This window comes from Pseudomonadota bacterium (genome assembly GCA_030859565.1).
GTDB lineage: Bacteria > Pseudomonadota > Gammaproteobacteria > JACCXJ01 > JACCXJ01 > USCg-Taylor.
The window spans coordinates 1-12,335 of the sequence record JALZJW010000117.1 but is presented as its reverse complement, the minus strand read 5'-3'; the positions used below and the strand labels follow the sequence as shown (position 1 = coordinate 12,335).

At 59.9% G+C, this 12,335-nt stretch carries 10 protein-coding genes; 4 read left to right on the top strand and 6 right to left on the bottom strand.

Annotation, left to right across the window (positions count from 1 at the left end; genetic code table 11):
• Window positions 1–149: 149 nt before the first annotated feature.
• On the bottom strand, window positions 150–773 hold the full coding sequence (locus tag M3436_15525; protein MDQ3565468.1) for a cyclodeaminase/cyclohydrolase family protein: 624 nt from the start codon (window positions 771–773) through the stop codon (window positions 150–152).
• A gap of 178 nt (window positions 774–951) precedes the next feature.
• Between M3436_15525 and M3436_15520 the strand changes: the two genes are divergently transcribed.
• The 3 genes from M3436_15520 to M3436_15510 all read left to right on the top strand — a co-directional run bounded on the left by M3436_15520 (window position 952) and on the right by M3436_15510 (window position 3,934).
• Window positions 952–1,827, top strand: a complete 876-nt coding sequence (locus tag M3436_15520; protein MDQ3565467.1) for an NADP-dependent methylenetetrahydromethanopterin/methylenetetrahydrofolate dehydrogenase — start codon at window positions 952–954, stop codon at window positions 1,825–1,827.
• Between the two features lie 32 nt (window positions 1,828–1,859).
• A complete protein-coding gene (locus M3436_15515) occupies window positions 1,860–2,534 on the top strand; it encodes a hypothetical protein (GenBank protein MDQ3565466.1) in 675 nt (224 codons plus the stop codon).
• Window positions 2,535–2,659: 125 nt separating this feature from the next.
• Window positions 2,660–3,934 (top strand): hypothetical protein, encoded by a 1,275-nt coding sequence (locus tag M3436_15510; protein ID MDQ3565465.1) that lies wholly within the window; start codon window positions 2,660–2,662, stop codon window positions 3,932–3,934.
• Between the two features lie 288 nt (window positions 3,935–4,222).
• On the opposite strand, the gene cfa is transcribed toward M3436_15510, so the two are convergent.
• The gene (gene cfa, locus M3436_15505) at window positions 4,223–5,326 is read right to left on the bottom strand and encodes a cyclopropane fatty acyl phospholipid synthase (protein MDQ3565464.1); all 1,104 of its coding nucleotides are present in this window, start codon (window positions 5,324–5,326) and stop codon (window positions 4,223–4,225) included.
• Window positions 5,327–5,491: 165 nt separating this feature from the next.
• Here cfa and M3436_15500 point away from each other — a divergent pair, with 165 nt between their 5' ends.
• Window positions 5,492–6,223, top strand: a complete 732-nt coding sequence (locus tag M3436_15500; protein MDQ3565463.1) for a TylF/MycF family methyltransferase — start codon at window positions 5,492–5,494, stop codon at window positions 6,221–6,223.
• Here the strand turns inward: M3436_15500 and M3436_15495 are convergent.
• The 4 genes from M3436_15495 to M3436_15480 all read right to left on the bottom strand — a co-directional run.
• Window positions 6,220–7,224: a polysaccharide pyruvyl transferase family protein gene (locus M3436_15495; protein ID MDQ3565462.1), complete on the bottom strand. Its 1,005-nt coding sequence runs from the start codon at window positions 7,222–7,224 to the stop codon at window positions 6,220–6,222. The two genes, M3436_15500 and M3436_15495, sit on opposite strands and share 4 nt — an antisense overlap.
• A 32-nt stretch (window positions 7,225–7,256) precedes the next feature.
• The gene (locus M3436_15490; GenBank protein ID MDQ3565461.1) at window positions 7,257–8,765 is read right to left on the bottom strand and encodes a lipopolysaccharide biosynthesis protein; all 1,509 of its coding nucleotides are present in this window, start codon (window positions 8,763–8,765) and stop codon (window positions 7,257–7,259) included.
• A gap of 117 nt (window positions 8,766–8,882) precedes the next feature.
• Window positions 8,883–10,538: a PAS domain S-box protein gene (locus M3436_15485; GenBank protein MDQ3565460.1), complete on the bottom strand. Its 1,656-nt coding sequence runs from the start codon at window positions 10,536–10,538 to the stop codon at window positions 8,883–8,885.
• 463 nt (window positions 10,539–11,001) lie between these two features.
• Window positions 11,002–12,335, bottom strand: a 1,334-nt coding sequence (locus M3436_15480) for a hybrid sensor histidine kinase/response regulator transcription factor (GenBank protein MDQ3565459.1), incomplete at its 5' end; no start/stop codon positions are given.

The window sequence follows — 12,335 nt, the reverse complement described above, 5'->3', positions numbered from 1 at the left end:
CTCTAAGGAAGCTCTGCAAAAGTGTCGCGAGCAAGCCCAGATGCGCGAAGCCGCGGAGCGAGTCGCGAGACATATCAGGTAGATAGGCGAGCGACGAGCGAGCACGCGACAAAGCAGATGGGCTGCGCAGCAACTTTTGCCGAGCTTCTCTAAAGCTTGTTCCTTACCAGCGCATAGACCTGTTCCGTCAACGCATTCGCGCCATTCGTGATTTGCTCCAGGTCCGCCAAGCGCTCCTCGACAAAACGCTTATCCTTAATCGCGCCTGCGTTGATGTAGACGTTCAGGGCGGCGCTCCGCAGTGCGGCGTAGGCGGCGAGGACCGCGACCCCCGCGTCGCTAATGACGTTGCGGTTACCCTTCTCGGCGACCCGCTGGCAGAGGGCGATCGCTTCCGCGCACGCCCGGGCGCAATTGAGCGGCACCTCGGTGGCCGCGCGCAAGGCCGATTGAATCGCCTCGCTGCGCGCGGTCTTTTGTAGGTCGGTCTCTTTCGGGAGGCCGTAGGCCACCATCACCTGATCGAACACCTCGACATCGGCGCGCACCATGCCGGTGAGACGCTCCCGCAACTCCTCGGCCCGGCGCAGGACATCCTTCATATCATCCTCGACATCGAGATAATTCTGCTTACCGATGGTCAGATCGCACACCATGCTGACCAGGGCCGCGCCCATCGCCCCCATGATCGCGGCCGCGCTCCCGCCGCCCGGCGTGGATGATTTGCTCGCGAGCTCGTCTAGAAACGTCTGTATCGATTTATCTTTAATCATCGCTCCCGCCCTCACGGCATCTTTTCGGCGCCTGGATTATACGCGAACCCGCTGCGAGACCGGAACCTCGATTGAGCGAGTTGTCCCCATGCATGGCTTGCGGTACCTTAAGCTTACGATCGGCGCCGGGCCGCCCAGCGACAGGAATCACGTCTGCTCACGATTGAGGACAATAACGATGAAAAAGTTGCTCTTCCAGTTCGATACCGACGCCCTTCCGAGCGTTTTCGACACGGTCGTGGCCTACGACGGCGGCGCTGATCACGTGACGGCGCATGGCGGGGTGACACCCGCTAATGTGGGATCGCTGGTGGAAGGCACGATTTTCACGCGCGCGCCCAAGGACAAGAAATTCACCGCGATTTTTGTCGGCGGCAGCGATCTCGGGGCGGGCCAGGAATTGTTCAAAGCGGTGAAAAAGAAGTTCTTCGGTGACTTTCGCGTCTCCATCATGCTTGACAGCAACGGCAGCAACACGACAGCCGCCGCCGCGGTGGCGAGCCTGACCAAGCAGCGTCCGGTCGCCGGGAAGAAGGCGGTGGTGCTTGCCGGCACGGGACCGGTGGGTCAGCGGGCGAGCGCGATGTTGACCCAGGAAGGGGCCGAGGTGGCCTTGACCTCACGCAAGATGGAACGCGCAGAGCTCGCGTGCCGCATGATGAAGGAGCGCTTTGGGACGGATATTACCCCGGCGGTCTGCGCTTTCGATGGACCCGAGGTCCGCGATCCGTCGGTCAGAGAGGTGTTGAAAGGCGCGCACGTGGTGCTGGCGACGGGGGCCGCGGGCGTGCATTTGCTCAATGAAGAACATTGGAAGGACCATCCGAGCATCGAAATGCTTCTCGACGCTAACGCCACACCGCCCCTCGGCCTGGGAGGCGTTGATGTGATGGACCGCGCCAAGGAGCGCTACGGAAAACTCGCCTATGGGGCCATCGGGTTCGGTGCCTTGAAGATTGCCCTGCATCGCGCCTGCATCGGCAAGATGTTCGAGCGTAACGACCAAATTTTCGATGCCGAGGAAATCTACGCCTTGGCCAAGAGCCTCGCGTAGCTAGGATGTAACGCGCTTCCCGGAGCCGTCCGATGGTTGCGGCAGTGGCGGCGGCCACCACCTTCTCCGAGATCTTGCACGCGAGCGCCGCGGACCTGCGCGAGCGGCTCGGCAAGCACAAGCCGTCCGCCCAACCACGCAAAAGACTCGGCAACGCCGCCGCGCGCCTTGGCCTCACCAAGGCACAGCTCGTGTGCGCGCTGGGCTTTAACCGCGATGCGCACGGGCTCGGAGCGGAGTTATTGGCACTCGGCTACGCCTCCTACGACGACTTGGCGCAGCATCGCAACCACGTGTTCGTCACCGATGTCTACGCGGAGATACCGCTCGACGATGTGCTCATTATCTATTCCCACGCCAAGGATGACCCCGACACTTTATCGATCTTGCAATACCTGATGCTGAGGCGGCTGTCCCAGATCGAGGCGGCGATCGACGCTCAGGTGCAGGTGTGGGTCATTGAGCGCTATAAGCGCGAGGTCCGACACATTTACCTGAATGGAATCGCTCAAATAGCGTTTGTCGAGGGCCGGCTAGAGCAAGGCCACCCCGGCTTCCGGGCGTTAGCGAATGAGCTGAAGCTCGTCATTGATAGCAAGCTTTTTAGCGGGGGCGAGATCTGTGCCCGCGAATCGCTCTTAGCCAGTGAGAAACAACGGTTGATCGAACGCGGGCTGGCGCCGGCCGCCGGCTCAAATACTCCGTAGAAAAGCATGCCGAACCCAGGCGTTTTCTATTAACAATACACCGTCCGTGCCGCTATGCTAACCCTCATTCATCGCATGTGGAGTCGATGCATCATGCCCATCGCCGGGGAAACGGGCGCGAAGCCATGTCGTTTCGAGATCGACGTCCGATGAGCCAGCACTCCCACTCGGTCGAACCCGAGCGCGGCGAGGGATCGACCGGGGCCGCCGCCGGAAACGGCGCGGCCGCGGCGCGCCGCGCCGAATTGCTCTCAGCCACGCAATCGGGAAAGCTCGCGGTGGGCTCCGTGGCGGTATTCCAGCCCGGCCAAGGTGTGGAAGAACCCCCGCCGGCGCCCCCGGATGCCGTGCAACAGCACCGCATCTGCGAGGTGCAGGCAGCGGTCTACAGGTTTCTGCGCTACGCCGCCTCGCGCCCGGACATCGAACTTGGCAAGGCGCTCATCGACAGCGTGATACCGGTCCTGCGCCGGAAGCCGGATACGCTCACGCCCGAGGAGGAGGCGGTGCTATGGGACGGCTACAATCGCTTGAGCAAGTTGGTGGCGCCGGCAACCGACGAGAGCCTGGACATCACCGATCAGATCCGGCAAGCGCGGGCGTCGCCCAGAACCGAGGCCGCGAAAACCTGGCCGGCCGTGGACTGCATCCGCCGGGAGCTGCGCAAAACCGTATACCTTTTGATCACCATGGTGGCGATGTTTTTGATCACGCAGGCCTACGTCATCTTGCTTACCGACGCGCTCCAGGACCACGCCGATCTCCGCAAAGAATACCAGTCCGTTACCGCGCACATCGGGGATCTGCGGGACGCGAGCCCCGGCATCAAGGACGATACCGCGCCCTTGAAGCCGCTCGTCGACCGCCAGGCGGACCTGGAGCGGAAGATGGAGGTCACGAGCCGCGCCGAGGCAAGGTTGATGGAGATCTGGTGGTGGCTGTACCCCGAGCCTGCCGGGGCTGTCTCCAAGGACCGCGAAGAGCAGATAAAGACCGTGCTCGCGATCGAGGGTTACGCGCGATCCCTGCTCAGCATTCTTTCCCAATATGTTATGCCTTTGATACTGGGTCTGCTCGGCGCCATCGCCTATTTGGTGCGCCGCTCGCTCTTTAACCTGGCGTACAACAGCTATGCGCTGAGCTTCGGGGGACAGTTCGGCATGCGCCTGTGCCTGGGTGGGCTCCTTGGGGTCATCGGCGGCATCATGCTCTCCCTCGATGAGGCGGAGCTCGAAACCTACAAGCTCTCGACTGTGGTCGTCGCCTTTCTCATGGGGTACAGCGTGGAGTTCGCCTTCACGCTGTTCGACCGCTTGATCGAGCGGGGAAGATCCCTATTCACACCCCAGGTGCGCTCATCCGAGACGCCGAACGCGGAACTACCGGCACCCAAGCCCTAGCTCCCCAGCAAGCCGAGCCGCAAGAGGGTGCGCTTAGAGTTTGTGAAAAAACCTACTATGCTCGGGATCTCGCGTTCCGGCGGCACTCGGAATCCTCATGTATTTCAATATACACTCCGGTTGCTCGCCCCATCCTTGGGACTCGCCCCTTCGGGGCTTGCGCTCCGTTTCGCTCCCGGCGAAACCGTCCTGCGCTCCGGCGGAAAGCCAGGGCCAGGGAATGGCCCTGTTTGGCGCCGAGGATGCAACGCGACCTCCCTTCGCTCGCGACGGTTTTTTCACAAACTCTTAGTCAATTCTTTCGAGCCCGCCGTTCACTCCGTAAGGGGTCAGCAATATCTGCCATAGTTGCGATGCCCTGAGGTCGAATATCACCTTAGAACCCACTAGATAGAACTCCCACATCCTCTGGAAGCGGAGGGGATACCGATCCGAACCCTGAAGATATGCCTTCGAATGCCGGTTCCAAGCATCCAAAGTCCTGGCGTAACCGGGGCCGAAGTTATGCCAGTCCTCCATCACCCACAACCCCTCCATCGCCTTTCCCAACTGGGCAATCGAGGGCGTCATACCGTTCGGAAAGATGTACTTGTCCACCCAGTCGTCAGGGCGTCCAACCGATACATTACCCCCTATGGTATGCAGCAGAAAGATGCCATCGTCCTTGGTAACATGCCGGACAGACTCGAAAAAGTCCGCATAGTTCTTGAATCCGACGTGCTCGAGCATGCCAACGGAGACCACGCGGTCATACGATCTCCGAGGATACTTTCGAAGCTCGCGGTAATCGTGCAGAAATATGGAGCCGAGACCAAACTTATCCTGTCCCAACCTTTGCTGCTCTCGCGATAACGTTACCCCGGTGACGTCAACGCCATAGCGATCGCTCATGTACTTCATCAATCCGCCGAATCCACAGCCGACGTCCAGGACCTTTGCTCCCCTCTGCAAGCGGAGCTTCCTGCAAATCAGGTCCATCTTGGCAAGCTGTGCGTCTTCCAAGGTCGTGGCATCCTTCCAGTAGCCGCAGCTGTACTGCATATAGGGGTCCAGCATTGCTTCGTACAGATCATTACCGATATCGTAGTGCCTCTCGGCGGAGCGTCTGCTTTTCAGGATCGTCTGCATGTTAAACAAGGTGTGTTGTAGGCTCGACACGATGCTGACGTTCTGTGAGGTCGTAACCATCCGCAAACACCTTGTCAACATGCCTTCCAGGTCCTCGCAGCTCCAATCACCATCCATGTAACCTTCGCCGATCCCGAGGCTATAGTTCCATAAAACGCGCCGGTAGAACCTCCGATGATGGACGTGGATATCATAGGGCCTGTCCCCATTGATGCGCACATCAATACCCTTTTTACCGCCGATATACTCCAGTATTCTTTTCACGGACGTTGGTATTGATAACTACGTTATACTGCGTGCGGGCATACGTTTCTCTTGTTGTCAGCTATAAAAGCGAGGATCCTCAAACTACGGATTTTGGCCAGCAAACTCGCGCGGGAGATCCTCGCTATTAAGAAGGGTAAGTATCGTTCACGCGATGTCAAGCAAGTGGAGCGCGCGATGATGTCTGCACTCAGATGGCTGGTCCGCAAAAGCCAAGTGGCGATGCTGCCTCAAGATGCGCGTTCCGTGTTGCGCGACCGACTGACCTATCTCAGCCCAGAGAAGATCTCGCGCCTGACAAGAGCGGTGGACGATGTCGTCGATCGCCAGGTCCCCGGTGACATCCTCGAGTTCGGCGTGGCGCTCGGTGGGTCGTCGGTCTTGCTGGCGCGGCGTGTCTCGCCGGAGCGCCAGTTTCACGGTTTCGACGTGTTCGGCCTGATCCCGCCGCCGAACTCGGCCAAGGACGACGCAAAGTCGAAGGAGCGATATCAAGTCATCTCCTCCGGACAATCGATCGGCATCGGCGGAGATGGCTATTACGGCTACCGCCACGATCTCTATGAGAGCGTTTCCGGAACGCTTGCCAGATTCGGACGGCCGGTCGATGGTCGCAGCGTGTTTCTGCATAAGGGGCTGTTTGCCGAAACATGGCTAAGATATGCGCGGCCGCAGGTTGCCTTCGCTCATATCGATTGCGACTGGTACGACCCCGTGGAGCTCTGCTTGAACGCCGTCCTGACGCGTCTGGCGCCGGGCGGGATCATCGCGCTGGACGATTACCACGATTATGGTGGGTGCCGGGCGGCGACCGACGAATTCCTGGGCGCGCATCCCGGCGTCTTTGCTGTGGATGACGGCCCCAACCTGATTCTTCGTCGGGTCCAGCTCCGTTAGCGCGCCATCTGCGCCAGCTCCCGCGCCCGGACGATGGCGGCCTCCATCGTGGCGGCCTGCCGCAGACTCGAAAAATCCCCTGTCCAGGCCGCGATGAAGCTGCCCAGCTTGCCGTAGGAATTGTCGAGCGCGACATGCGGGATGTCCAACAGGATCGACATGATGTGGGCATGCAGCCGGTCGGTGATGACCAGCTTGCCCTGCGACAGGATTTTCGCGCCCCTCCTATAGCGGCTCCAGGCCAGGGCGTTGTAAGTCTCGCCGGCGCGGGCCGCCGCGCGGCGGCCGGCCAGGACGCTGCGGGCGAGGCTGCCAACCTTGGTGAGGCGGAGCCGATGGCGGGCTTCCGTGAGCCAATCGGTGACGATCCTTGTCTCCTCCGTATCAGGGGGGCGAAGCGTGCCGGCTTGTTCATGATCCGTCCGCAGCAGATAGAGCAGATCGACTTTTGGCGGCACGCGCTCGGTCGGTCCGATATAGAATGCCATGTCGGGGCAAAGATGGACGGGGCAGTCGAGCTTCGCTGCGGCGAAGTCATAGGACTTGCGGTCCCGCACCAGGAGTGTGAAGCGGCCGTGCTTGTGGATGGCCCGAGCGGTTTCGGCGATCGACTCGTCATCCAAGAAATGGATCGACTGCGGCAACTGGATGATTTGCCGGTCTGGAAACCGCTCCATCAGGTCTATGCGGAAATCCTGGTGCTTGCGCCAAAGCGTGCCGAAATTGCCACCGCCATGAATCAGGATCGCGCCGCTCGGCAGGCACTCCTTGAGGGTTGCGGCCGAATAGTCCGCAAGCGAGCAGGCATAAGACGGGCGAAGGCCAAGCTCCCGCTCCAAATAGGCGACCTCTCCCAGCCATATCGCCGAATCGCCGACATTCGCATGGTCGGGGTAGTCGACCAGGGCTAACAGCCCCGCAGGGACGACTTGCGACAGCGTATCCTTGATGGATTTTTGGAGCCGGTGGATCAACGGCCCGGCTCCGACCTGGTCTTGCATGATGGTCCTTCCGACATCTGCCAAAGGCGCTGCTATTTCGCCGGTCTCTTCAAGATGCGCGTCACGAACTGGCGCCGAACGACGCCCCGGATTTGTCTCGACAGCGCCAGCAGCGCGACGCTGTAGATGACGATGCCCGCCGCGACTCCGACGAGAACTGCGACCAGCGCAACCGAGATATGCGGTCGAACCGCCGCCATGATGCACCACACCGCAAGGCCCATGATCGCGGATGCGAAAAACGGCGCGGCAATCGCACGCAACGTGATACGGGCGGTAATGCCCGCACTTTGCCGCAAGAACCAGATCTGCAACGGGAGCGTCAGGTACGCGCGTCCGACATAGGCGCAGGCCACGGCGAAAATACCGTACGGCGCGGCGAGCATGGTCAGAGCCACCGTCAGGACCAGTTGCACGATCGCAAGCGTCCGCATGTTCGCGCCCATGCCCAAGGCGCTCAGGACCGGCGAAGCGAAGTAGTTGAGGGTGAAGGGCACCACCATGAAGGCGAAGGCCTGGGCCAGGTGGCCGGCCTCCACCCATTTCGCGCCGTAGATCGCCGGCACCGCGTCCGGCGCCACGACGCCGAACCCGACCAGGGCCGGAAACGAGATGACGGCGCTGGTCGAGAGCATCCAGCGATAGGCCTTGACCATGCCCTCGCGGTCGCCTTGCAGCCGCGATAACGTCTGGAGCGCCACAGTGGTGAAGGGCTGAATCGCCCCGACGGCGATGAGTTCCGTCGTCCGCCAGGCGGTCCTATAAATGCCGACCGCCGCGGCGCTGATCATCGCGCCGACGATCACGTCCTGCACCCGGACTAGAAGCACGAAGATGATCTGGGTGATGGTAAGGTTGGCGCCAAATCCCGCGATCGTTCGCAACTGCGCGAAAGAGAAGCCGCGTCCGGGCACCCATTTGTGGGCATGCCACGACGTGATCGTGTTCACGACTTCAGTGACGAAGCGCTGGGTCACCAGGCTCCACACCCCCCAGCCCGCAAGGGCGGCGGCAATCGCCGCGGCGCCGCCGATCGTGCCGCTGACCACCGAGCGCAAGGCCAGCGATTTGTGGCCGAACTCCCGTAGGCGCAGCGCCATATGGGTGGCACCCAAAGCGACGATCGGCAGAACAAAACCAAGCGCCTGCAATGGTGCCGCGGCATCGGGCTGATCGATCAGGTCCAACATCGGGCGCGCCAATAGCCACACTGCGAGGGCAATCAGAAAGGCCATCCCCAGGTTCGTCCAGAAGACCGTGTCGGTCAGAGCGGGGGACATCGTCTTGGCTCGCGGGATGTTCTGCACCATGCCCTCGACCGCAATCACGCGGCCAATCTCCGAAAAAACGATAGCGATCGCAAAGGTGCCGATCTCGTGGGGAGACAGCAATCGCGCCAGAATCACGAAAACGACGAACGAAAACACCTGATCGGACGCAGCCCGGCACAGCGTCCACAGGATCGACGAGCGGGTCTTCTTCTTCAGATCTTCGCTGCACAGATTCTGCCCGCCGTCTTCATTGCCAGGTGGAGTCGTCACATCGGAACATTTTCTTTGCGTCGCAGCCGCCGGTCCGCTCGGGACCAATGATCATTGCTGGTCTTGAGGCTTCTGCGCCGCCGCGCCGCCTTCCGCCATCAGCCCGGCAGAAGGGATCTATAGAATCGGGTCTTGCATCGGCCAGGGCTGCCTGCGCTGTCCGGTCCGCAGGCGCCGGAACTTTGCGGCCAACCTTGCCGCTTCGCGCCGTAAGCGCTCCGTCACTCTGGCGACAAACCTCCTGAGCTTCAGATGTCGCGGGATGGCGAATCTCTCAAAGCGCGCCTCGCCGATTGTCGACTGTGCGGATTCCTCGATGATCGGGAAGGGGACGATCGCCAGGTTCGGCACCCCATGAGCCCACGACCGATCCATCTCGTCGTCGACCGGGCGCCTGACGATTCGGCATTGGGACATTAGAGTCTTGGCCGCCGATTTCGTGATCAGGTAGCCCTGGGTGCCGAAGGCATAGTCCAATAGTTCGACAATCCACCTGGAATGATCGACGAAGGTCTGCCTTAGGATCGACTGCTCGACCGGGCGCTTATAGTAGAGTCGCAGATAGTTTATGCCCATCGCGGCAAAGTCGATGCCTACGATCTTGCCGATAAATGCCCAATCGACGATGACGTCGTCCTCCAGCACGATGTACTGGTCGGCATCATCGGCCTGCAAGCTCTCCCAGGCGGCGTAGTGACTCGAATAGCAACCCAGTTCGCCCTCTCGCAGCGGCCGCCCCTTGGCGACGATCGCTTCCTGTTCGGTGTAGGTCAAAGCGGGATGCAGCACCGAATACGCGGAAAAAAAGCTCCAGGCCACGGTGGCGTTGCGTGCGCGAACCGCGAAGCGGCTGCGGCGCTCCTGCGCGTCCGGCATGTTTACGACAATAATCTTGGTGCGCGCCGCGCGACCATCCGTCGTCATATGACCGTCCAAATTATCTCGATCAGGTCTGGCCAGCACTATAGCGGCGTCTGTCTGTTGATGTATCTGCTCCTCGTGTTTACGGTCGGTGATGTCGCACATGAAACCATAGTGCCCGGCAAATTTGCCGCTGGGATCGGTGATCGCAACCAGCAGCACGCGCTGAAAGAATACCGAGCCATCCTTGCGTATTGCCTGGGCTTCAAACTCCGCTTTACCCTCGGCGCGTAAACGCTCGTAGGCCTGCAACGCGGTCGGCTGATCCTCCGGGTAAACTGTTGCTCTCCAGTCTTTACCGAGTAATTCGGAAGAGGCGTAGCCGAGCATCTGAGCATAGTGCTCGTTGACCTCGGTGTACCGCCCCCTGGCATCGAGCTTGGAAATACCCGGCATGGCGTTCGCCAGAGCCGTGTTGAGCTGCTGAATCGTCTGCTCTGAGTGTTTAAGCTCGGTAATATCATTATTGACCTCGAGGATGGCGCGCGGCAGGCCCTGGTCATTCCGGTGCAACACCCAATGGCTGGCTACGGCAATCTGTTCGCCGTCACGCCGCCGATGCAGGAGCTCGCCTTTCCACTGACTGTCCCGCCAAAGTTGCGCTCTTATGCTCGCCAGGCTCTCGGGGAACTGCGTCTGGAACAGGTCATGTGATACCTGTCCTAAGGCTTCGCCTCCGGTCCAGCCGTAGAGATCTTCTGCACCGCTATTCCAGAAGACAATGTGATCGCTGGTGTCGCGGATCAATAGGTGCGCCGAATTTAGGATCTCGGCCTGTCCCTCCAGTGGCGGCGGCTCGTTAAACCAGCGGTGCTCAACCGGTAGGTCTTTTAAGTATGCAGAATGGGCCATATACATTTCCCCCCCTCCGGGTAGTTTGACATACGAACCTATCGCTTTTTATTCGCGCAGTCCTCAGACATCCCCTCATTTTATGATGTAAGTCTCAGAGATCCGCTCATTTTATGATGTAAGTTTACTCTGTTACCCATTGATTTTGAAGCTTGGCGAGATCATGCTTTGCCGAGGTGTAAAGAGCGGAGGCGAGGTATGGCCCAGCAGAGCCTATGATCTCGGTCGTAGCGGCGAGGCGGTTCGCCATAATTTAGGCCGCTAACCTACCTGTTCTTTCGCCGTGTTCGCCGTCGGACGGCGTATATCAGGAACATTCTTGATTGTTGTAAGGGATGCGTTACAAGCTCGGCAGCGTAGCGAATCCGTCGATCGCCCCATTCGGAACAGCAGCCTGATTGGCAATCCACGGAGCGCACAAACATTCCTTGGATGAGGCCGATGTTGCAACGTAGCCCGGTAACTAAATGAGTGTATGGCGCGTGCAGTATCGAGTCAAGTCGGCGTTCGTCTTTAGGTGCATCTTTCGCAGTATTCTGCTGCGATAGGTACTCACGGTCTTAGGACTGAGCGATGCCTGCTTCGCGATGGCGCTAAGTGTTTCGCCAGACGCGATCAACAGCATGACCCGGAATTCCCTTTGTGAGAGGATCTCGTGGGGTAGTTTGCCGCCGCACTCGACGAGCTCGAGGGCGAGCCGCTTGCTCAGTTCGGAGCTTATGTATTTATCGCCCTTGAGGATGTTCTTGACGGCCCTGAGCAGTTCCTTAGGCGCCCGTTCCTTAGTCAGATAACCTGCTGCTCCGGCCTTTAGCGCCGGGAGGGCGAACTGACTGTCGCTGTACATAGATAACACGAGGATCGGCAGTTTCGGTCGTATGCGCTTGATCTCGCGTACGCAGTCAAGCCCACTCGTGCCCGGCAGCGAAAGCTCAAGCAACACCAGATCGAAGTCCTTGGTATAGATGCGCTCATGCATGCTGGCAACGTCGTGCGCCTCATCGAAGGCAACCGCTAGACCATCCTCCATAAAGATCTGTTTCACTCCTTGACGGATCAGGGGGTGGTCATCGACGATCAAGATCCTTATGGTATTGGAGATTTCTCTCTGTCCAGTTGCCTGCGCCTGAGTCGTCAAAACGTGGTTCTTGGGGGCCTCCAGTCTAACCACAGTGCCGGTGCCAGGGATGCCTATGACGTCGAGCGATCCTCCCAGGATCCGCGCGCGTTCTTGCATTCCCAGCATGCCTTGGGAGCGTGGGTTTGAAGCCTCGACGGTGCTGATGGCACGTCCGTCGTTCTGGACCTCAAGCGTCAGTACATCATCCCGCTGGGATACCCGGATGGTGACGCAGTTCGCGCCTGCATGGCGAGCTACATTGGTCATCGCTTCTTGGTAGATGCGGAACACGGTCACCGCTCGCTCTTGGGCGATATCGATTTCGTCTTGGAGCGTTGTGTGGCAGCGGATCCCCGTGCGTTCTTGGAACTGCCGGGCGTGCGCCTCAATGGCCGCGGATAGCCCGACTTTGTCTAACAAGGGAGGCCGTAAGTCGCTCGCAATGCGCCGGATGTCACCGATCACGCTATCGACTAGCTCGGACATCGACGCGATCTTTTGTCCAACGGAGCTGGCGGTCCCGTCCCGGTCCGTATTTCGCACCCGATTAGTCAACCAGGCTAGATCAATAGCCAGAGTCGTCAGTACCTGCCCGAGCCCATCTTGGATCTCCCTTGAGATACGAACGCGTTCGGTTTCGATAGCCGAATCGAGGTGGATGGCGAACGCGCGCAAGC